The 20,159-nt window shown below is 69.2% G+C and carries 20 protein-coding genes; 4 read left to right on the top strand and 16 right to left on the bottom strand.

All coding sequences use genetic code 11. From position 1 onward, the window contains the following. The 6 genes from H4N64_RS38145 to H4N64_RS38170 form a co-directional block, all read right to left on the bottom strand. Nucleotides 1-1,076, bottom strand: a 1,076-nt coding sequence (locus H4N64_RS38145; protein WP_418896327.1) for a beta-N-acetylhexosaminidase, incomplete at its 3' end; no start/stop codon positions are given. Between the two features lies 1 nt (nt 1,077). Beyond that, nucleotides 1,078-1,923 (bottom strand): ABC transporter permease subunit, encoded by an 846-nt coding sequence (locus H4N64_RS38150; protein WP_186287197.1) that lies wholly within the window; start codon nt 1,921-1,923, stop codon nt 1,078-1,080. Beyond that, the gene (locus H4N64_RS38155) at nt 1,920-2,810 is read right to left on the bottom strand and encodes an ABC transporter permease subunit (RefSeq protein ID WP_186287198.1); all 891 of its coding nucleotides are present in this window, start codon (nt 2,808-2,810) and stop codon (nt 1,920-1,922) included. The genes H4N64_RS38150 and H4N64_RS38155 overlap by 4 nt, the downstream gene beginning before the upstream one ends. Continuing rightward, complete coding sequence (locus H4N64_RS38160; RefSeq protein ID WP_186287199.1) at nt 2,807-4,102, bottom strand: extracellular solute-binding protein; 1,296 nt, start codon at nt 4,100-4,102, stop codon at nt 2,807-2,809. Before H4N64_RS38160 ends, H4N64_RS38155 begins: the two co-directional genes overlap by 4 nt. 209 nt (nt 4,103-4,311) lie before the next feature. Then, a complete protein-coding gene (locus tag H4N64_RS38165; RefSeq protein WP_053665779.1) occupies nt 4,312-4,599 on the bottom strand; it encodes a DUF3039 domain-containing protein in 288 nt (95 codons plus the stop codon). A gap of 30 nt (nt 4,600-4,629) precedes the next feature. Next, on the bottom strand, nt 4,630-5,202 hold the full coding sequence (locus H4N64_RS38170; protein ID WP_186287200.1) for a YqgE/AlgH family protein: 573 nt from the start codon (nt 5,200-5,202) through the stop codon (nt 4,630-4,632). 252 nt (nt 5,203-5,454) lie between these two features. Between H4N64_RS38170 and murA the strand changes: the two genes are divergently transcribed. Then, entirely contained in the window at nt 5,455-6,795 is a 1,341-nt protein-coding gene (gene murA, locus H4N64_RS38175) for a UDP-N-acetylglucosamine 1-carboxyvinyltransferase (protein WP_186287201.1), read from the top strand. A gap of 100 nt (nt 6,796-6,895) precedes the next feature. On the opposite strand, the gene H4N64_RS38180 is transcribed toward murA, so the two are convergent. The 6 genes from H4N64_RS38180 to H4N64_RS38205 all read right to left on the bottom strand — a co-directional run bounded on the left by H4N64_RS38180 (nt 6,896) and on the right by H4N64_RS38205 (nt 13,959). Continuing rightward, a complete protein-coding gene (locus H4N64_RS38180; protein WP_007498188.1) occupies nt 6,896-7,177 on the bottom strand; it encodes an HU family DNA-binding protein in 282 nt (93 codons plus the stop codon). Between the two features lie 320 nt (nt 7,178-7,497). Then, nucleotides 7,498-8,931 (bottom strand): NAD-dependent malic enzyme, encoded by a 1,434-nt coding sequence (locus H4N64_RS38185; RefSeq protein WP_186287202.1) that lies wholly within the window; start codon nt 8,929-8,931, stop codon nt 7,498-7,500. A 380-nt stretch (nt 8,932-9,311) separates the two neighbouring features. Beyond that, a complete protein-coding gene (locus tag H4N64_RS38190; protein ID WP_186287203.1) occupies nt 9,312-11,609 on the bottom strand; it encodes a UvrD-helicase domain-containing protein in 2,298 nt (765 codons plus the stop codon). A gap of 83 nt (nt 11,610-11,692) precedes the next feature. Beyond that, complete coding sequence (locus H4N64_RS38195) at nt 11,693-12,463, bottom strand: zf-HC2 domain-containing protein (protein ID WP_186287204.1); 771 nt, start codon at nt 12,461-12,463, stop codon at nt 11,693-11,695. Between the two features lie 50 nt (nt 12,464-12,513). After that, nucleotides 12,514-13,098 (bottom strand): sigma-70 family RNA polymerase sigma factor, encoded by a 585-nt coding sequence (locus tag H4N64_RS38200; protein ID WP_186287205.1) that lies wholly within the window; start codon nt 13,096-13,098, stop codon nt 12,514-12,516. Nucleotides 13,099-13,356: 258 nt separating this feature from the next. After that, entirely contained in the window at nt 13,357-13,959 is a 603-nt protein-coding gene (locus H4N64_RS38205) for a CGNR zinc finger domain-containing protein (RefSeq protein WP_186287206.1), read from the bottom strand. Between the two features lie 165 nt (nt 13,960-14,124). On the opposite strand from H4N64_RS38205, the gene H4N64_RS38210 reads away from it, so the two are divergent. Beyond that, nucleotides 14,125-14,616 carry an anthrone oxygenase family protein gene (locus H4N64_RS38210; protein WP_260860227.1) on the top strand — a complete coding sequence of 164 codons (492 nt, stop codon included), beginning with the start codon at nt 14,125-14,127 and terminating at the stop codon, nt 14,614-14,616. 169 nt (nt 14,617-14,785) lie between these two features. Here the strand turns inward: H4N64_RS38210 and H4N64_RS38215 are convergent, their stop codons facing one another. The 3 genes from H4N64_RS38215 to H4N64_RS38225 form a co-directional block, all read right to left on the bottom strand. Then, nucleotides 14,786-15,946 carry a uroporphyrinogen-III synthase gene (locus tag H4N64_RS38215; RefSeq protein WP_186287208.1) on the bottom strand — a complete coding sequence of 387 codons (1,161 nt, stop codon included), beginning with the start codon at nt 15,944-15,946 and terminating at the stop codon, nt 14,786-14,788. Between the two features lie 122 nt (nt 15,947-16,068). Continuing rightward, nucleotides 16,069-17,451, bottom strand: coding sequence for a nitrate/nitrite transporter (locus H4N64_RS38220; RefSeq protein ID WP_186287209.1), 1,383 nt, complete (start codon nt 17,449-17,451; stop codon nt 16,069-16,071). A gap of 167 nt (nt 17,452-17,618) precedes the next feature. Next, the gene (locus H4N64_RS38225) at nt 17,619-18,359 is read right to left on the bottom strand and encodes a hypothetical protein (RefSeq protein ID WP_186287210.1); all 741 of its coding nucleotides are present in this window, start codon (nt 18,357-18,359) and stop codon (nt 17,619-17,621) included. 104 nt (nt 18,360-18,463) lie between these two features. On the opposite strand from H4N64_RS38225, the gene H4N64_RS38230 reads away from it, so the two are divergent. Together H4N64_RS38230 and H4N64_RS38235 are read left to right on the top strand one after the other, a co-directional pair. Further along, on the top strand, nt 18,464-18,829 hold the full coding sequence (locus tag H4N64_RS38230) for a hypothetical protein (RefSeq protein WP_186287211.1): 366 nt from the start codon (nt 18,464-18,466) through the stop codon (nt 18,827-18,829). A 71-nt stretch (nt 18,830-18,900) separates the two neighbouring features. After that, nucleotides 18,901-19,431: a hypothetical protein gene (locus H4N64_RS38235; protein ID WP_186287212.1), complete on the top strand. Its 531-nt coding sequence runs from the start codon at nt 18,901-18,903 to the stop codon at nt 19,429-19,431. Here the strand turns inward: H4N64_RS38235 and H4N64_RS38240 are convergent. Next, a complete protein-coding gene (locus H4N64_RS38240; RefSeq protein WP_186287213.1) occupies nt 19,414-20,004 on the bottom strand; it encodes a hypothetical protein in 591 nt (196 codons plus the stop codon). The two genes, H4N64_RS38235 and H4N64_RS38240, sit on opposite strands and share 18 nt — an antisense overlap. Nucleotides 20,005-20,159 lie beyond the last annotated feature (155 nt).

The raw sequence follows: 20,159 nt of genomic DNA on the forward strand, positions 1-20,159 counted from the left end.
CGCCCGCGCGCGGAGAGCCAGTTGTCGAAGTGCCCGATGAACCACGCCTGGAGTTCGTCCTCGCCGGCGAGTCCGAGTTCCTTGATACGGGCCTGGGCGGTGGGCGACTGCCGCCACTGGTCCTTGAGGCATTCGTCACCGCCGACATGCACGAACTCCGAGGGGAACAGATCGAGGAGTTCCTCGAACACCCCCTCATAGAAGCGCAGGGTGTTGTCAGTGGGGGCGAGTACGTTGGCGGAGATTCCCCAGGTGTCCCAGACGGTCAGGGAGGTGGTGTCGATGACGTCGGTGTTGCCGAGTTCCGGGTACGCGGCGATGGCGGCCTGCGAGTGTCCTGGTACGTCGATTTCGGGGACGACGGTGATATGCCGCTCGGCGGCGTAGGCGACGATCTCGCGGATGTCGTCCTGGGTGTAGTAGCCACCGTGCGGCTTCTCCTCCCACAGCGGTGAGGCCCGGTGGCCGAATTTCGTACGCGCCCGCCAGGATCCGACCTCGGTGAGCCGGGGGTACTTCCTGATCTCGACGCGCCAGCCCTGGTCGTCGGTCAAGTGGAAGTGGAGGACGTTGAGTTTGTGCGCGGCCATCAGGCCGAGGTAGCGCAGGACCCCGTCCTTGGGCATGAAGTGGCGGGCGACGTCGAGCATGAGGCCGCGCCAGGGGAAGCGGGGGGAGTCCTCCACGGTGACCTGCGGGAGGTCCCAGTCCTGGCCGGGACGCACCGGAGCGCGCCGGAACGCGTCCGGGCCGAGCAGCTGGCGAAAGGTCTGCGCGCCCCAGAAGACGCCGGTCGCGCTGCCGCCCTGGATGCGGGGCGCGAACCCGTCGATGACGATGCGGTAGCCCTCGGCGGGCAGATCCGGGTCGATGCCCAGCACGATGCGGTTCTCGGTGTCGCGGCCGTCCGGCAACGGCAGCCCGGTCGCCGCCCCGACCGTCGCCCGCAGCCAGCGCGCGACGCCCTCGGTGCCGGGTCCCGCGTCGAGGGTCGTCTCCTCGTCCACACACTGGTAGCCGGGTGCACTCCAGAAGAAGGTCCGTGGCGCCGGAATCAGTTCCGTCAGTGAAGTCACGTCAGTCCTTTACCGCTCCGCCCAGCCCCGAGACCAGCCGTCGCTGTACGAGTACGAAGAACACCAGCACCGGAATCGTCATCACCGTCGAGGCGGCCATCACGCCGCCCCAGTCCGGCTCGTCCGGCTTGTAGAAGACCAGCAGCGCCATCGGCAGCGTCGACTGCGAAGTGTCGCTGATGATGAACGACTTGGCGAACAGGAAGTCGTTCCAGGCCGAGATGAAGGAAAACACGCTCGTGGCCACCAACCCGGGCAGTACGAGCGGGAAAAGGATCTGCCACAGGAATCGCGCCCGGCTCGCCCCGTCGAGGTACGCGGCCTCCTCCAGAGCCTCCGGCACCGCTTTCACGAAACCCCGCAGCATCCAGATCGCGAACGGCAGCGAGAAGGCGATGTGCGGCAGGATCAGCGAGCCCAGCGTGTTCAGCTGGCCGGCGTCCCGCATGAGGAAGAACAAGGGGATCGTGAGGGCCTCGACGGGCACCATCTGGGCCACCAGAAACATGATCAGCAAGGTGGTCCGGAAGCGGAACCGGAATCGCGTCACGGCGGTCGCCGCGAGAAACGCGATCAGCGCCGAGGCGATCACGACGGCGCCCGCCACGACAAGACTGTTGACGAAGTACCGGCCGAATTCCTGCTGCTCGAACACGCGCCGGAAGGAATCCAGCGAGGGCGCCGTCGTCCAGGGCCGTGCCTCGGTCGACTCGATCTCGCCGGCCGGTTTGAAGGCGCTCAGCACCATCCAGTACAGCGGGAAGGCGACGAGCGCCGCGATCAGCAGGGCGGTCGCTTCTGCGGCGAACCGCCACGGACGGGCCACAAGGCCCCGAAGAAGATTCACAACTCCTCCCCCTGGCGGCGCAGCAGCCGCAGGTATCCCAGGGTCACGACGAGCAGGATCAGCAGCATCACGACCCCGATCGCCGAGCCGAGGCTGTACTGCGAGGACGCGAACGCCTTCTGGTACGCGTACACGTTGAGCACCAGGTTCTGGCCCGCGATGCCGCCGCCGTTGGTCATGACGTAGATCTGCGTGAAGACCTTGAAGTCCCAGATGACCGACTGGATGGTGACGACGACCAGGATCGGCCGCAGGATCGGCGCGAGCACGGACCGCCAGATCCGCCACTGCGAGGCGCCGTCGAGGGAGGCGGCCTCCAGCACCTCACCGGGTACGGCGCGAATACCGGCGTAGACGGTGACCATCACGAACGGGAAGGAACACCACACCACTTCGAGCAGGACGAGAAAGAAGGCGCTGAACCGCCCGTACGTCCAGGAGTGGTCCCCGAGCCCCAGCACCCGGTTCACGGGCCCGAAGTCGGCATCGAAGAGAAACAGCCACACGGTCGACCCGGTGACGGCGGGGGTGGCCCAGGCCCCCAGCGCCGCGAGCATCAAGGCGAGCCGAGGCAGAGCCCGCACCCGAGTGAGCAACACGGCAAGGGCACATCCGACGGCCAGCGTCGACACCACACACGCGGCCGCGAACACCACGGTGGCCAGCAGGACTTCCCAGAACTGGGAGTCCCCGAACAGCTCGGCGTAGTTCCCGAACCCTTCGAAGGTCGTCGGCTCCCCACCACTGACCTGGGCTTGGGTGTAGTGGAAGAGGGAGATCAGACCGAGCTGGTAGATGGGGTAGGCGAGCAGCCCGCCGAGAACGACGAGGGCGGGGGCGAGAAAGAGCCAAGGGGTCCAGGTCTTGCGGTGGGTCACTGAGGTCACCCGACGGAGCCGAACGCGTCGTTCATCTTCTTCGCCGCATCCGCAGAAGCCGCAGCCACCGACTTCTTACCGCTCACGATCTCCTGGAACATCGTCGGCAGTACGAGCGAGGAGTCGATCTGGGCCCACGCGGGCGAGGCCGGGACGAACTTGGTACCGGCGGCCAGAGTGTCGGCAAACGGCTTCACGAACGGCTCCTTCGCCGCCGCCTGCCGCCGTACGTCCGAGAAGGTCGGCAGGAAACCCATCGCGTCGAACATCGAGGCCTGGGTCTCCTTCGACGCCAGCCGCTTCATCAGATCGACCGCCAGCGTCCGGTGCGACGTACTCTTCAACACCCCGATGTTGTTGCCCCCCGCGAAGGCCGGCGCGATCTCCCCCGCCTTCACCCCGGGCAGCGGAACCACCGCGTACTTCCCGCGGACCTTGCCCGCCTCCACGGCCGCATGGCTGAAGTCCCCGCCGATCGCCATCCCCGCCTTGCCGGAGGCGAACGCGGTCACCGTGTCATTGCCGCCCATGCCGGCGCAGGTCGCGGCGGGGCAGTTGTCGTCGCCGAAGAGGGACGTGTACGCCTTGATGCCCTTCTGCGCGGCCGCGCTGTCGATGGCGGAGGCGTACGAGCCGCCCTTGCCCGTGGCGAGTTCACCGCCGTTGGCCCAGACGAACGGCATCGCTCCGTACGTGTACGCACCGCCGACCGCGAGCCCGTACAGCTCGGGTTCGGCGGCCCGTATCTCCTTCGCCGTGGAGATCAGCTCGGCCTGTGTCCTGGGGACGTCGAGCCCGAGTTCCTCGAAGACGTCCGTGCGGTAGTACAGCGCCCGTACACCGACGAAGTACGGCGCGCCGTAGACCTTGCCGTCCACGGTGACCGACTGCTTCGCCGTGGCGTCGGTGTCCTTGGCCTCCTGCCACGCCCCGAACTCCTCGGTGACGTCGAGGAGTCCGCCGTCCTTCACATAGCCCGCGGTGTCGGTGTTGCCGTACTCGATGACGTCGGGCGCGCTCTCGGGGTCGTTGAAGGCGGCCTTGATGCGCTGGGCGCGGGTCTCGACGGGGATGTACTCGACGGTGACCTCGGTGTCCTCATGAGCCTTCTCGAAGGCGGCGAGGACGGAGTCGACGACCTTCTCCTTCGGCTTGTTGCTGACCTCCTGGAAAAGCCAGACCCGCAGGGTGCCGGTCTTCTCGTCCTTGTCGGAGGAGGAGTTGTCGGACGTCTGGGGCGCGCAGGCGGCGAGGACCGCGGCGGTGGCCAGGGCGGCGGCGAGTCGTGGGGCGTGCTTCATGGAGTGGACCTCCGGACGCAAGAGAGGAGCGTTGCAATATGCGCAACGCCTGTTTCGCTCTGCACAACACCCCGGAGGCTAGGGACTACATGAACATGTCCACAAGAGGTCTCAACCAGTTCGTGACACGAGAAGGCCCCCCGGGGCGCGCCTCAGCGCGCCCCGGGGGGCCTTCGAAGGAACTTCAGACGACAGGCAGGGTTACCCGGCTACTTCTTGTCGCCGCCCTTGCCCTTGTCGTCGCCGCCGGAGCCCATGGACTCGTAGATCTCCTTGCACATGGGGCACACGGGGTACTTCTTCGGATCGCGGCCGGGCACCCAGACCTTGCCGCACAGCGCCACGACGGGAGTACCGTCGAGGGCGCTCGCCATGATCTTGTCCTTCTGGACGTAGTGGGCGAAGCGCTCGTGGTCGCCGTCGCCGTGGGACACCTGTGGCGTCGGCTCTACGAGGGTCCCCGTACCAGTCCCGCGCTCGGGCTCAAGAGTGCTCATAACAACCAAGAGTACTGAAGCTCACATGCGTCAGTTGAGCGAAGGGTCGTCCGGATACGTGGCCACCATCGCGAGTTCGTTGCGCTGGCGGCGCAGGACCTCGCGCCAGAGTCTCTCCGGCGCCGGGGACGACACATCACCGGGCTCCGACTCCACGACGTACCAGGCGCCCTCCACCAGCTCGTCCTCCAGCTGACCGGGCCCCCAGCCGGCGTACCCGGCGAAGATCCGCAGCGAGCCCAGGGCCGAGGCGAGCAGTTCGGGCGGGGCCTCCAGGTCCACGAGCCCGATCGCGCCGTGCACCCGCCGCCAGCCCAGCGGTGCGCTCTCGCCACTCGCCCCGCCGGGGATGACGGCGACGCCGAGGGCCGAGTCGAGGGAGACCGGGCCGCCCTGGAAGACGACGCCGGGTTCGCCGGCAAGGTCACCCCAGCCCTCCAGGATGTCGCCCACGTCCACCGGGGTCGGACGGTTGAGGACGACACCGAGGGAGCCCTCCTCGTCGTGGTCGAGGAGCAGCACCACCGCGCGGTCGAAGTTCGGGTCCGCCAGGGCGGGCGTTGCCACGAGCAACCGCCCTGTGAGCGAGGACACCTCGGTCATGCCAGACATGATCCCGCATCTTCCCTTCGTGTGGGGAGGCAATCCCGGTAAGGGAGTGAACGCAGCTCAGCGGGGCGTCGAGCGCCCCCCGGCGCGCACCCGCCCCGGTGACCCCTCGTGCCCGGTGAAGAACCGTTCGTGTTGTGACACAGCTATGACGAAGCTGGGCGGTACTTGGGCTTACTGAAGGGGGGTGCGCGGCGATTACCCTGTTTCCTCGGCCCCTGCCCCACTCATCGGAACGCGAGATACATGACCGTCAACGACGATGTCCTGCTTGTCCACGGCGGAACCCCGCTGGAGGGCGAGATCCGTGTCCGCGGTGCGAAGAACCTCGTGCCGAAGGCCATGGTCGCCGCCCTGCTGGGCAGTGAGCCAAGTCGACTGCGCAACGTTCCGGACATTCGTGACGTCCGGGTCGTACGCGGACTGCTCCAACTGCACGGTGTGACGGTCCGTCCGGGTGACGAGCCCGGCGAACTGGTCATGGACCCCTCGCACGTGGAGAGCGCGAACGTCGCTGACATCGATGCCCACGCGGGTTCCTCGCGCATCCCGATCCTCTTCTGCGGACCGCTGCTGCACCGCCTCGGGCACGCCTTCATCCCGGGTCTCGGCGGCTGTGACATCGGCGGCCGGCCCATCGACTTCCACTTCGAGGTGCTGCGGCAGTTCGGCGCGCGGATCGAGAAGCGCGCGGACGGGCAGTACCTGGAGGCTCCGCAGCGGCTGCGCGGCACGAAGATCCGGCTGCCGTACCCGTCGGTGGGCGCGACCGAGCAGGTGCTGCTGACGGCGGTGCTCGCGGAGGGTGTCACGGAGCTCTCCAACGCGGCCGTGGAGCCCGAGATCGAGGACCTGATCTGCGTCCTGCAGAAGATGGGCGCCATCATCGCGATGGACACCGACCGGACCATCCGCATCACGGGTGTCGACCGGCTCGGCGGCTACAACCACCGCGCCCTCCCGGACCGCCTGGAGGCCGCCTCCTGGGCCTCCGCGGCGCTGGCGACCGAGGGCAACATCTACGTCCGTGGCGCCCAGCAGCGCTCGATGATGACGTTCCTGAACACCTACCGGAAGGTGGGCGGTGCCTTCGAGATCGACGACGAGGGCATCCGCTTCTGGCACCCCGGTGGCCAGTTGAAGTCCATCGCGCTGGAGACGGACGTCCACCCCGGCTTCCAGACCGACTGGCAGCAGCCGCTGGTGGTGGCCCTGACGCAGGCGACAGGCCTCTCCATCATCCACGAGACGGTCTACGAGTCCCGCCTCGGCTTCACCTCCGCGCTGAACCAGATGGGCGCCCACATCCAGCTCTACCGCGAGTGCCTCGGCGGCTCCGACTGCCGTTTCGGCCAGCGCAACTTCCTGCACTCGGCGGTGGTCTCGGGACCGACGAAGCTCCAGGGCGCCGACCTGGTCATCCCCGACCTGCGCGGCGGCTTCTCCTACCTCATCGCGGCCCTGGCGGCCCAGGGCACGTCCCGAGTCCACGGCATCGACCTCATCAACCGCGGCTACGAGAACTTCATGGAGAAGCTGGTCGAGCTCGGTGCGAAGGTGGAGCTGCCGGGCAAGGCGCTCGGGTAACACCCGTCGTACGTACGCCAATGGGGCGGCCCCCGGCGAAGGGGGCCGCCCCATTGGCGTTACTGAGCCTCGTACGTCGTCCCGAGACGTACTGTCAGGCTTACTTGCCCTTGGCGGCTTCCTTGAGCTTCGAGCCCGCGGAGACCTTCACGCTGTAGCCGGCCGGGATCTGGATCGGGTCGCCGGTCTGCGGGTTGCGCGCGGTGCGAGCGGCACGGTGGGTGCGCTCGAAAGTCAGGAAGCCGGGGATGGTGACCTTTTCGTCGCCCTTGGCGACGACCTCGCCGACGGTCTCGGCGAACGCGGCCAGAACGGCGTCGGCGTCCTTGCGGGTCACCTCGGCGCGGTCGGCCAGCGCGGCCACCAGCTCACTGCGGTTCATGTTGTTACTCCCGTGTTCTTCTTGCTGTTGAGGCGTGCCACGCGGCGGAGCCGCATATTGGGCACAGCGAAGCCGATGCTGCCAGGGTCCTCGGACAGTCCCCGGAGCCGGGTCCGTCGCCAGACCCTCGCGCCCAGGGACGCATCCTGCCCCTACCTGCGGCGGGAAAGCCAATCCGGCACCCGTCCGAGTCGTGAGAACACCCTTGGGAGTCACACGAAAAGAGGGCCTGAGCCTGGCCGTCACCATAAACGGCTCTCCCAGGCCCTCGGTTCCACGACGCGCCGCGAAAAGGGCTTGCCGTGGCGATCGTCACGTCCTCAGACGCCGGAGTTGTTGCTCGGAGCGGCCCCGGCGGCCTTCGCCGCCTCCCGCACCGCACCGGCCACCGCGCCCGCGACCTTGTCGTTGAAGACGCTCGGGATGATGTAGTTCGGGTTCAGCTCGTCCTCGGTCACCACGTCCGCCAGGGCCTTCGCGGCCGCGAGCATCATCTCGGTGTTGACCGTGCGGGACTGGGCGTCCAGCAGACCGCGGAAGACACCCGGGAAGACCAGCACATTGTTGATCTGGTTCGGGAAGTCGGAGCGGCCGGTGGCCACAACCGCCGCCGTCTGGCGGGCGATTGCCGGGTCCACCTCGGGGTCGGGGTTCGCGAGCGCGAACACGATCGCGCCCTCCGCCATGGCGGCCACGTCGGTGCCGTTGAGGACGTTCGGGGCCGAGACGCCGATGAAGACGTCCGCGCCGCGCACGGCCTCCTTCAGGGTGCCGGTCAGGCCCTCGGGGTTGGTGTTGTCGGCGATCCAGCGCAGCGCCGAGTCGGGGGCGGCGTCCACCAGGTCCTCGCGGCCCGCGTGCACCACGCCGTGGATGTCGGCGACGACGGCGTTCTTCACACCGGCCGCGATCAGCAGCTTCAGGATGGCCGTACCGGCCGCGCCGGCGCCGGACATGACGACCCGGATGCTCTCGATGGACTTGCCGGCCACCCGCAGCGCGTTGGTCAGGGCCGCGAGGACGACGATCGCCGTGCCGTGCTGGTCGTCGTGGAAGACGGGGATGTCGAGAGCCTCGCGCAGGCGGGCCTCGATCTCGAAGCAGCGGGGGGCGGAGATGTCCTCCAGGTTGATGCCCGCGAAGCCGGGGGCGATGGCCTTCACGATCTCGACGATCGCGTCGGTGTCCTGGGTGTCCAGGCAGAGCGGCCAGGCGTCGATCCCGGCGAACCGCTTGAACAGCGCCGCCTTGCCCTCCATGACCGGCAGCGCGGCCATGGGGCCGATGTTGCCGAGGCCGAGGACCGCGGAGCCGTCCGTCACGACCGCGACGGAGTTGCGCTTGATGGTGAGGCGGCGGGCGTCCTCGGGGTTCTCGGCGATGGCCATGCAGACCCGGGCCACACCCGGCGTGTAGACCATGGAGAGGTCGTCACGGTTGCGGATGGGATGCTTCGACGCCATCTCGATCTTGCCGCCGAGGTGCATCAGGAACGTACGGTCGGAGACCTTGCCGAGGGTGATGCCCTCGATGCCCCGGAGCTGCTCCACGATCTCGTCGGCGTGCGCGGTGGAGGTCGCCGCGATGGTGACGTCGATCCGGAGCTTCTCGTGGCCGGACGCGGTGACGTCGAGGCCCGTGACCGAGCCTCCGTGGGACTCGACTGCCGTGGTGAGCTGGGAGACCGCGGTTCCGCTGGCGGGCACCTCCAGCCGGACCGTCATCGAGTAGGAGACGCTGGGCGCCGTTGCCATGGCCGACTTCCTCTGCTTTCACCGTGTCGCGAAGTTGTGCCGTCCGATCGTCGCACCTACCGCTGAGTACGCGGTAGCCGCCCCGGATTGCGGACTTTTTGTTCACCGGGCGAACGACCGTACGGTGCGATTTCGGAAAGCATCTTCCACGATACGAGAATCGCTCAGCCAGTTTCTACGGCAACAAAGAGGCCCACGTCACACTCGGACGTGGGCCTCTTCGAAACGTTCAGTGACACCGACCCGCCATGCTCGCCTCGCGGCAAGTGGTCGCTCGTAGCGACGAAGGTTGGGCCCGGGGGCTTGGATCGGGCCGGTGCCACACCCAGGCTAACAAACCGATCCCGTAAGGCCATTCCCGTCCGGCAAGTCCTGGGGAGTCAGTCCCGGAGAAGATCCGGAACCCCCGCCGCGTCCGGCTCGTCCCGCTCGCCCGAGACCACCGTGAGCTGCTGGGTGGCGCGGGTGAGGGCGACGTAGAGGACGCGCAGGCCGGCCGGGGACTCGTCGGCGATCTCCGCCGGGGAGACGACGACGGTCGCGTCGTACTCCAGGCCCTTGGCCTCCAGGCTGCCGAGGGCCACGACCCGGTCGCCGAGTCCGGCGAGCCAGCGGGCGGCCTCCTCGCGGCGCTGCATGGCGACGACCACACCGACGGTGCCGTCGACCCGCTCCAGCAGCCGGGCGGCCTCCTCGCGGACGGTCCGGCCGAGGGAGTCGCGGACGACGGCGAACCGCGGCTCGACGCCCGTCGAGCGCACCGCGGTCGGCGACTCGGAGCCTGGCATGGCGAGCGCCAGGACCTTCGCGGCCAGCTCGGCGATCTCCGCGGGGTTGCGGTAGTTCACGGTGAGCTGGAAGCGACGGCGCGGGCGGGTGCCGAGGGCCTCGTCGCGGGCCTCGGCGGCCTCGTCCGGGTCGGACCAGGAGGACTGGGCCGGGTCGCCGACGACCGTCCAGGTGGCGTGCCGGCCGCGGCGGCCGACCATGCGCCACTGCATCGGGGTGAGGTCCTGGGCCTCGTCGACGATGACATGGGCGTACTCGACACGTTCCTGCGCGAGGCGCTCGGCGCGTTCGCGCTGGCTCTCCTCGCGCACCGGCATCAGTTCCTCCAGGCCGGTGAGCTGGTCGAGCGGGTCCAGTTCGCGCTTCTTCCTCGGGCGGGCCGGGGCGCCGAGGATCGCCTGGAGCTCGTCGAGCAGGGCGATGTCGTGCACCGAGCAGCCGTCCCGGCGCAGGGAGCGGGCGACGCGGCGGACCTCGCCCGGGTTGAGGACGCGCCGGGCCCAACGGCCGAGGCGCTTCTCGTCGGCCATCGCCGCGAGGACGGCCTTCGGGGTCAGCTCCGGCCACCAGGCGTCGAGGAACTCGATGAAGGAGTCCTCGCCGGTCACGTCCTCGTCGAAGGAGGAGCGCAGCTCGGCGGCGAGCTCGGGGTCGGTGTGCCGGGTGGCGCCCCCGGACTGGGACCACAGGGCATCGAGGAGGAGCTTGCGGGCGCGCGGGCGCAGCAGGTTCACGGGGGCGGTGCCGCTGAGGGCGTTGCGGCGGATCGCGGCCAGCTCGTCGGCCTCCAGCTCCAGTCGGCGGCCGAAGGCGACGACCCGGAGGCGGGTCGGAGAATCGTTCAGCTCCAGAGCTCCCCGCGCGGCCTTCCGCACCACCTTGAGCATGCGGTACGAGCCCTTGGCGCGGGCCGTGGCCGGGGAGTCGTACAGCGTGGCGTCGGCGCCGTCGACCAGGGAGCCGATCGCCCGGATCGCGACCTGGCCCTCCTCGCCCAGCGACGGCAGCACGCCCTCGGTGTACGCCACCAGCAGCGGGGTCGGCGAGACGATCAGGATGCCGCCCGCGTACCGCCGCCGGTCCTGGTAGAGGAGGTAGGCGGCGCGGTGCAGCGCCACCGCCGTCTTCCCCGTCCCCGGGCCGCCCTCGACGTAGGTCACGGAGGCTGCGGGGGCGCGGATGACCAGGTCCTGCTCGGCCTGGATGGAGGCGACGATGTCCCGCATGGTGTGGGTGCGGGCCTGGCCGAGGGCGGCCATCAGGGCGCCGTCGCCGATGACGGGCAGCTCCCGGCCGTCCAGGAACGCCTTGAGCTCGGGGCGCATCAGGTCGTCCTCGACACCGAGGACCCGGCGGCCCTTGGAGCGGATGACCCTTCTGCGGACCACCCGTCCCGGGTCGACCGGGGTGGAGCGGTAGAAGGGGGCGGCCGCGGGGGCCCGCCAGTCGATGACGAGCGGGGCGTAGTCGCTGTCGAGGACACCGATCCGCCCGATGTGCAGGGTCTCGGCGATGTCGGCGGTGTTGTCGGAGCGCATCGCGCCCTCGGCGGGCTCCACGGCGGTGTAGGCGCCGTCCGGGCCCTTCTTGCCGTCCTTGCCGAGCAGCAGGTCGATCCGGCCGAAGAGGAAGTCCTCGTACTCGTTGTTCAGCCGGTTCAGGTGGATGCCGGCCCGGAAGACCTGCGCGTCCCGCTCGGCGAGCGCGCCGGGCGTGCCGACCTGACCGCGCTTGGCCGCGTCGCGCATGAGGAACTCCGCCTCGTGGATCTTCTCCTCAAGGCGTCGGTACACCCGGTCCAGGTGTTCCTGTTCGACGCTGATCTCACGGTCCCGGACCGAGTCCGGAACCGAGCCGACCGCGGTTTCCTGTTGAGCCTGAGCGGCCACCGGGCCCCCTTCTGACGTGCTGGGCAGCCGTCAACCGTACGCGAAGGGGGCCCCTGGAGGCTATGCGTCCGCCATGGCCGGACTCACGCGTCGACCTCGACCAGCCGTTTGCCCTCGAAGGTCATGACCTCGAAGTGGTCGATCTCCTCGGGCGTGAAGGCCGCTCCGCCGTGCACATACAGCGGCTGGCGGGCCTGCTCGGTCTTGGCGTTCGCGATGCCGTAGCCCCACTTCGGGACGGACCAGGAGGTGATCGTCTCGCGCTCGCCGTTCTTTCCCACGGCGATCAGGGAGCACTTCTCCGGGCCCGTGACGTTCTTCAGCTCCAGCACGGCGTGGGTGCCCCAGGCCTTGGACTCCATGGCGACGGTGGCGGAGACCTTGGTGGACGCGTCCCGGCCCGAGACCCGGTCGCTCATGACGTCGAAGGCGGCCTTGGCGGGGCTGGTGGCGTGCGCCTCGGTGGACGTGCCGCCGTCGTCGCCGGTGGTGGCGATGGCGGCGACCGGACCGCCGATGATCAGGGCGGCCGCGGCGGCGACCATGTAGAAGCTGCGGCGGCGGGTCATCGCACGGCGCTCGGCGACCTCGTCGACGAGGTTGTTCACCAGCCTCGGGCTCGGCTTGGCCGAGAGCGACTCGCCGATGGCGGGTGTGCCGGAGCCCGGCAGGTCCGCGAGCGCGGCCAGCATCGGCTCCATCCCGGCGAGCTCGTCGAGCTGCTGGGCGCACCACTCGCACGTCGCGAGGTGCATCTCGAAAGCGGTTGCTTCGGCGTCGTCGAGAATCCCGAGGGCATAGGCGCCAACGGTCTCGTGCTCGTTCGCGCCCGAAGAGCCCTGCGTTCCCTGCATGGGGCCAGACATACCCGGACCCCCTGCTCCGTATCCCCCGTATGTGTTCATCACGCCGTCACCCCCCGCTCCTCCAGCGCCAGCTTCATCGACCGCAGGGCGTAGAACACCCGCGAGCGGACGGTGCCGCTGGGTATACCGAGCGTCTCGGCCGCCTCATTGACCGTACGCCCCTTGAAGTACGTCTCGACGAGCACCTCCCGGTGGGCGGGGGTCAGGTCGTCGAGCGCGTCCGACAGCGTCATCAACCACAGCGCCTTGTCGATCTCGTCCTCCGCGGGGATGACCTCCAGCGGCGACGGATCGACCTCCTGCGGCCGGGCCTGCCGGCTGCGGTGGCCGTCGATGACGATGCGGCGCGCGACCGTCACCAGCCAGGGGCGTACCGATCCGGTCGCTCGATTGAGCTGGCCGGCGTTCTTCCAGGCACGGATGAGCGTTTCCTGCACGACGTCCTCGGCGCGCTGCCGGTCACCGGCGACCAGCCGGAGGACATACGCGAGCAGGGGTCCGGCGTGCTCTCTGTACAGAGCACGCATCAGCTCCTCGTCAGGTTCCACCGAGGGCTGGGACATGCGATGTCGGGCCCTCGATCCACGTTCTTTGGCCACGGCCGCATCCTTGCGCACGCCCACCTCCGGTGTCCGGGGGTTCCCCCAGTCGGTCGCTCCACCACCCGTACGCAGCGGGCGCGTTGAGTGTTCAAAGTGGGGTGACAGTTTTCTGCGGGGTGACATGACGGAGGGGACACGGGGGCATATTCCCCCCTCAATGTCTTTACATTTCCGCCATGAAGGCAAGATCGAGCCGCTTGGACCGGACCAATCGAAGGTAAACGGTATGTAATCGAAATCACTTCGACGGCCGTGCCCCAGAAGGGGCGTAACGGACCGTCAGGCGCGGGCGAGTGCGGCCCGTCGCCGATGCCGGGCGACCCGCTCCCGGTTCCCGCACACCTCGCTGCTGCACCAGCGCCTTCGGCGCCCGCGCGAGGTGTCGAGATAGACGATCGGGCAGTTGTCCCCCTCGCACTGCCGCAGCCCGGCCCGCGCGAGCGGATCGGTCAGCAGCTCCACCGCGTCCCGGGCGACGGCGGCGAGCAGCGCGTCCCGCTCCGGGGGCCCCTCCAACTCCCGTACCAGCGTGCCGTCCTGGGCACGGACCGCGCGCGGGGCGGGGGGCGCGGGGCGGGCGGTGTCGTTCACGCGGGCGAGGGCATGGCCGTACGACGACCAGGACCTGACCTCGGCGGACAGCGCGCCCCGCACCAACTGGTCGATATGGCCGCGCAGTTCCCGGAACTCGACGAGCCAGGAGGTGTCGGTGTGCCCGAGCGGGGTCCCCGCCGGGACGAGCCCGGACCCGGTGATCCACGCGCACAACACCTGGACGGAGTCGAGCCGTTCCACCGGGTGGGTCGTGGCGAGGAGATCCAGACAGATCCGTCCGGCGTCGAAGCGCAGCTCGTACGAGACCGTGGCCGTACCCAGTGCCATGTGCCTGTCACCGCCTAGGGGTCACCCCGGGTCCGGCCCCGGACGAACCGTTCCCTCTAACAGTGCCTTCCCGCTCACGCGCCCGGAACCCCTCGTGGACGCACGCGTATGCGCCCGCGCGTCAGGGCCATGTTCCGTCCCGCGCCCCGTCGCTTGACTGACGGCATGACTCAAACAGGATCTCGGACAGCCGCTCTCGCCACAGCCACGATCACCACGGGCCTGCTCGCCGGCTCCTTCTATGTCTTCGCCTGCGCGGTGATGCCGGGCCTGGCACGCAGCGAGGACGAGGTCTACGTCGAGGTCATGCGCAACATCAACGAGGTGATCCAGAACCCGGTGTTCCTGCTGAGCTTCCTGGGCGCACCGGTGCTGACGGGTTGGGCGGCCTGGCAACTGAGGGGCGCACCGGGGCGGCGGTGGGTATGGGCGGCCCTGGCGGCGAACGTACTCGCGCTGGTGGTGACGGTGGTGGTGAACATCCCGCTCAATGACGGCTTGGCGGAGGCGGGGGATGCGGAGGTACTGCGGGAGGAGTTCGAGGGGGCGTGGGCGGGGTGGAATGTGGTGCGGGGGGTGCTGACGACGGCGGCGCTGGGGTGCCTCGCGTGGACGTCGCGGCACCTGACTGAGGGCAGCGGTAACCACCGGAACTGAACAGCTCGCGCGGCTGCGGACAGTCGAGCCGAGAGACGGCCCACCCAAGCAGCCGGCACCACACAGCCGCCGCAACTGCGGGCCCTCGTGCCGCGGGGCGGCGCGGGTGGCTGGGGTCCCTCCGCTGGGGGAGGCATCCCGTCAGCGTTGGGGTGCGCGAGCCCCCCGGCTACGCGTCCGCGTACTTCGAATCCGCCGCCGGATCCAGCGCCAGCCGGTACCCCCGCTTCACCACCGTCTGGATCAGCTTCGGTGTGCCGAGAGCCGACCGCAGGCGAGCCATGGCGGTCTCCACCGCATGCTCGTCCCGCCCCGCGCCCGGAAGCGCCCGCAGCAGTTCGGAACGTGCCACCACCCACCCGGGCCGCCGCGACAGCGCCCGCAGCAGGGACATCCCCGCCGGCGGAACAGGCCGTAGCACCCCGTCCACCAGCACCGCATGACCCCTTATCTCCACCCGATGGCCGGCCACCGGCAACGACCGCGCCCGAGCGGGCAGTTCCTGGCACAGCAGCTGCACCAGCGGTCCGAGCCGGAAGCGTTCGGGTTGGACGGTGTCGACCCCCAGGGCCTGCAACGGCAGCGCGGTCACCGGACCGACACACGCGGGCAGCACGTCATGGCTCAGCGCCGTGAGCAGCTCCGGCAGCAGCCCCCGCTCCTCCGCCCGCGACAGAAGCGACGCGGCAGCGGGCGCACTGGTGAAGGTCAACGCGTCCAGACCACGCGAAACCGTCGCATCCAGCAGCCGATCCACCGGACTGATGTCCTCCGGCGGCATCCACCGGTACACCGGCACCCCCACCACCTCCGCCCCCGCGGCCCGAAGCGACTCGACGAACCCGGGCAACGGCTCCCCGTGCAGCTGTACGGCGATCCGCCGCCCGTCGACGCCCTCCTCCAGCAGCCGGTCGAGCACCTCCGCCATGGACTCGGACGACGGCGACCAGTCCTCGGTCAGCCCGGCGGCGCGTATCGCACCCTTCACCTTCGGCCCGCGCGCGAGCAGCTCCACACCGCGCAACCGGTCCAGCAGATCCTCGCCGAGCCCCCATCCGTCGGCCGCCTCGATCCACCCCCGGAAGCCGATCGCGGTCGTGGCGACGACGACATCCGGCGCCTGGTCCACGATCTCCTTGGTCGCGGCGAGCAGGTCACCGTCGTCGGAGAGGGGCACGATGCGCAGGGCAGGGGCGTGCAGGACGGCCGCGCCGCGCCGCTGGAGCAGCGCTCCGAGCTCGTCGGCCCGGCGCGCGGCGGTCACACCGACGGTGAACCCCGCGAGGGGCCCGTGTTGCCCGTGATCGGGCTTGTGCTGTTCGTCGTACATAACTCTCGTCCCGCACTCGAGTCGTCACATGTCGGGTTGCCACCCGCATGCCGATCGAGCCTGTCAACGGTGCGTGACAGGCTCGGTTCGGCTTGATGTCGGCGGTGTTACGTCACACCGCCTCACACCTCGGCATAGCTGAGCTGCGGCTTCGCCTCGGACGCGGCCGCCGAGGCCTGCGGCTGCGCGGCCGGGCGGCGAAGGTATACGGCCCAGGTGACCATGAAGCAGACACCGTAGAAGGCGAGGAAGGCGACGAAGGCGCCGGTGCCGGAGCCCACGGAGAGGAAGGACTGGCGGAAGGCGAGGTTGATGCCGAGCCCGCCGAGCGCGCCCACCGCGCCGATCAGACCCATGGAGGCACCGGAGAGCCGGCGGCCGTAGGCCGCGGCGTCCTCACCCGTGAGTCCCTTGGCGAGGGCCTTGGCGTGGAAGATGCCGGGGATCATCTTGAACGTCGAGCCGTTGCCGAGGCCGGTCAGGACGAACAGGGCGATGAACGCGGTGGTGAACAGCGGCAGCGATTCCCGCATCGAGGCCACGATGATCACCGAGGTTGCGGCGGCCATGGCGACGTAGTTCCACAGCGTGATCTTCGCGCCGCCGTACTTGTCGGCGAGCCAGCCGCCCACGGGCCGGATCAGCGAGCCGAGCAGCGGGCCGATGAAGGTGACGTACGCGGCCTGCAGCGGCGTACGGCCGAACTGGGTCTGGAGGACCAGGCCGAAGGCGAAGCTGTAGCCGATGAAGGAGCCGAAGGTGCCGATGTAGAGGAAGGACATGATCCAGGTGTGTCCCTCCTTCACCGCGTCCTTGGCGGCGCCGGTGTCGTTCTTCACGGACGAGATGTTGTCCATGTAGACCGCGGCGAGGACGGCGGCGACCACGATCAGCGGGATGTAGATGCCGAGCAGCACCCGCGGGCCGCCGCTGGCGCCGATGACGGCGAGGCCGACGAGCTGGACGACGGGCACACCGATGTTGCCGCCGCCCGCGTTGAGGCCGAGCGCCCACCCCTTCTTCCGCAGCGGGAAGAAGGCGTTGATGTTGGTCATGCTGGAGGCGAAGTTGCCGCCGCCGACGCCGGCGAGCATCGCGCACAGCAGGAACGTGGTGAAGGACGTCCCCGGCTCCATCACCGTGAACGCGGCGATCGTCGGCAGGAGCAGCATCGCCGCCGAGATGATCGTCCAGTTCCGGCCGCCGAAGAGCGCTACGGCGAAGGTGTACGGCACCCGGACGACGGCGCCGACCAGCGTCGCCATCGAGACGATGGTGAACTTGTCCGCCGGGGTGAGGCCGTACTCCGGTCCCATGAAGAGGACCATCACGGACCACAGCGTCCAGATCGAGAATCCGATGTGCTCGGAGAGGACGGAGAAGAGGAGGTTCCGCCGGGCGATCTTCTCGCCCTTCTCGTTCCAGAAGGTCTCGTCCTCCGGATCCCAGTGATCGATCCAGCGGCCTCCCCTGCTCGCGGCGGGGGCTGTGCTTGGGGCTGTCATGACGCCTCCACGGGGCTCCGGGCTCAGGTCGTACTTGAGGGAGTGGCTGATCCCGAAGGTAGGGAGGGCGCGTTTCCTGCCTGTGGCACTGGGTGACCGGAAAGGAACTTTGCTCTCACCTCTGGAGAAGGTGGGATGAGAGGTTCCCGTGACGGGAGGCGGGCGGGTCAGCGGCTCGGGGGCTGCCAGTGGGGGTTCTGCTGGGGGTATGGCCGATCGTACGGTCCCGGGGCGGGGGCGGGGGCGGCGGGCGCACCGCCGTACGGCATGGCCCCGTACGGACTGTTGGCGAAGGGGTTCGCCTGCCCCGGCACCTGGACGCCCGGCGGCAGATACCGCAGCCGTCCCGTCGCGTCGTTGACCGGCAGGAAACCGGCGGCCTGGAGCCGGACCGCGAACTTGGCGTTGCGCTTGCGGTTGACGGCGAAGCCGATACCGAGGCCGCCCAGCAGGAGAACCAACAGCACACCCGCGACGACCCACGCGACCCCGCCCCGCGGGGACTGCATGGCAACGGCCAGACAACCGACGCTGCCGCCGAGCGCGCCGAGGACCATCCGCTTCTCGGCGCTCTTACCGGTGAGGTCGAAGTTGATGCGGGCCTTGAGCAGCTCGAAGGCGTCGGGAACGAGGGGCGGCACCGAGACCCCATCACCGGCATTCGGATACTGCGCCCAGTTCTGCGCGGCCCGGGCGCGGGCCTGTGGGCTGTGGTCGGGCACGACCAGCATCACGAGCGAACTGTTACGGCTGCCCCCCTGCCGTACGTCCGCGTACTCGTACCCGAACTGCTGGGCGATGAAGGCGAGCCGGGCGAGCTTCTTCACGGAGGCCATGGCACTGGTGAGCTCGACGGGCTCCCCGCTCGCCATCAACCGCAGCATCTTCTGCACCTGCCGCTTGCTCATCAAAACCCTCTCCCCACCGGGCCACCCCGTTCACTTGCGCAACGCGGCCAGTGTTCCATGGGGGGTCTGACAGCGGGAACCTGAGTTGGCGGGTTCACAGGATCTTGGCGTGGGGCCTGGCCGATGTCTCGCTCGGCGCCTTTCTGGACGACCGCGGGGACGACGTCGACCGAGTCCTGACCGGAATCCACAGCCTGTGCGCCTTCGGCCCGGTGTTCATGACGGTCGCGGACGAACTCGGCTACCTCCGCGACCACGAGGTCACCGCCCCCTTCCTCCTCCTCTGGTCCGGTGGAGGACGCGCTGATCGCGGCAGCGCTGGTTGCGGAAACGGACGCGGAACGGGCGCGCGGCTGCTCACCGAGATCCTCACCCTGACCACCGCCCTGACGGACTCGGGCGCGCCGGAGTGGGGAAGGGCCGGGTTCCGGGCATACGAGCGGGCTCTGGACGGGCTGCTGGATCCGTGATGGCGGCCCTTCCCTTGCGGACGGGCACCGTTATCCTCTAGCGGACCCCACCTACCAGAAGGGGAGAGTCCATGTCCGCTGATTCGCGGTCCTCGGGTGCGCGGGAACAGCGCACTGGGCGCTCACTGCTCGGGAACATCATGTTCGGAGCGGGGCTCATCCTCGTCTTCGCAGCGATGGTCCTCGGAGGCTTCGCGGGCGTGGCCCTCCTCCTTGAGCTGGCCGACAGCTCGTTCCTGTCCTCTGTCGTGCCCGAGGACGGGCGTAATGCCGTGGTGGTCGGAGGCATCGCCTTCGGCGCCATCACCGGAGCGTTCGTGCCCGCGCTGTTGATCGGCATGGTGCACGGCACCGAGGAGAAGCCGAGAGTCCGGCCCGACGCGGCCGCACGGAATCTGCTCGCGGTCCTGGTCTTCGATGTGTTCGTGGTGCTTCTGGCCTTCGTCCTGTCCCAGGTGGGGTGGATCCTCCCGGGGCGCGTCACCTCGGTCGTCAGCGTCATCGTCATCGGTCTGAGCTGGATCCCGCTGGCCCTGGCGCCCTGGGAGAAGCTGGGTCTTGGCAATGTGTTCGGGAGTCGGCTGTCACGCCAGTCGGACTGAGCCCGCCAACTCGTCGGCGATCTTGCACAGTTCCTCGCCGAGCCCCAGGGATGTCCAAAGAAGGCGACATTCCAGAGCTGTGGGGGATCGGCGCGGCAGAACGTAGTGGGCCACGCCTTCCACGATCACACCACTGTCGGCGTCTGGTGCCGTTGGCTCCTGGCGGTGGACCCGCAGCGCCGGGCCCAGAGGGAGCTCGACTTCCGAGAGCTTCGGGTTTCCGAAGAACGGTCCTTCCGCCTGTACGGCCTCGGCCCGAAGGGCGTCCACGCTCAAGGACTCCCGGGGGATCCGCAGCTCTCTGACCGTGTAACTGGCGATGATCGCGCTGTCCGCCGGTGCCAGCAATGCCGCGCAGAGAGCTCGCTGCCTCGCCGCTGCCAGCCAGTACCACAGCAGGTCTTCGGCAAAGGCAGCGCGCCGCTCCGGCCGAGAGCCGGTGGCAAGGTGCTGCTCGGCAACCGCGTGAGCCCAGCCCTCCGGATCCTGGCTCCCCAGATCCAGGACCAACCAGTTCTCCGGAGCGGGAAGGGAGACCCGGCATTCGTGCCAGTCGTCCGTCGTCGGCGTCACGAGGGAACTCACCTTCCGGCCAGAGACGCGTCGGCGCCGGTGACATCGATCTCCGGATCGCCTCCGAACAGACCGACGAAGCTGTTCGTGTCGGAGAGGCCGCCGGTGGCCGTGCCGCTCAGTGCCCAGGAGTTGTAGGCCAGGGCCTGCTTGAA

Origin of the sequence: Streptomyces cupreus (assembly GCF_014257025.1) — a bacterium.
GTDB classification, from domain to species: domain Bacteria; phylum Actinomycetota; class Actinomycetes; order Streptomycetales; family Streptomycetaceae; genus Streptomyces; species Streptomyces cupreus.

Coding starts and splice junctions, on each gene's coding strand:
- H4N64_RS38160 (WP_186287199.1), bottom strand. CDS start 4,102: ATGAAGCACGCCCCACGACTCGCCGCCGCCCTGGCCACCGCCGCGGTC.
- H4N64_RS38165 (WP_053665779.1), bottom strand. CDS start 4,599: ATGAGCACTCTTGAGCCCGAGCGCGGGACTGGTACGGGGACCCTCGTA.
- H4N64_RS38170 (WP_186287200.1), bottom strand. CDS start 5,202: ATGACCGAGGTGTCCTCGCTCACAGGGCGGTTGCTCGTGGCAACGCCC.
- murA (WP_186287201.1), top strand. CDS start 5,455: ATGACCGTCAACGACGATGTCCTGCTTGTCCACGGCGGAACCCCGCTG.
- H4N64_RS38180 (WP_007498188.1), bottom strand. CDS start 7,177: ATGAACCGCAGTGAGCTGGTGGCCGCGCTGGCCGACCGCGCCGAGGTG.
- H4N64_RS38185 (WP_186287202.1), bottom strand. CDS start 8,931: ATGGCAACGGCGCCCAGCGTCTCCTACTCGATGACGGTCCGGCTGGAG.
- H4N64_RS38195 (WP_186287204.1), bottom strand. CDS start 12,463: ATGCAGGGAACGCAGGGCTCTTCGGGCGCGAACGAGCACGAGACCGTT.
- H4N64_RS38205 (WP_186287206.1), bottom strand. CDS start 13,959: ATGGCACTGGGTACGGCCACGGTCTCGTACGAGCTGCGCTTCGACGCC.
- H4N64_RS38210 (WP_260860227.1), top strand. CDS start 14,125: ATGACTCAAACAGGATCTCGGACAGCCGCTCTCGCCACAGCCACGATC.
- H4N64_RS38215 (WP_186287208.1), bottom strand. CDS start 15,946: ATGTACGACGAACAGCACAAGCCCGATCACGGGCAACACGGGCCCCTC.
- H4N64_RS38220 (WP_186287209.1), bottom strand. CDS start 17,451: ATGACAGCCCCAAGCACAGCCCCCGCCGCGAGCAGGGGAGGCCGCTGG.
- H4N64_RS38225 (WP_186287210.1), bottom strand. CDS start 18,359: ATGAGCAAGCGGCAGGTGCAGAAGATGCTGCGGTTGATGGCGAGCGGG.
- H4N64_RS38235 (WP_186287212.1), top strand. CDS start 18,901: ATGTCCGCTGATTCGCGGTCCTCGGGTGCGCGGGAACAGCGCACTGGG.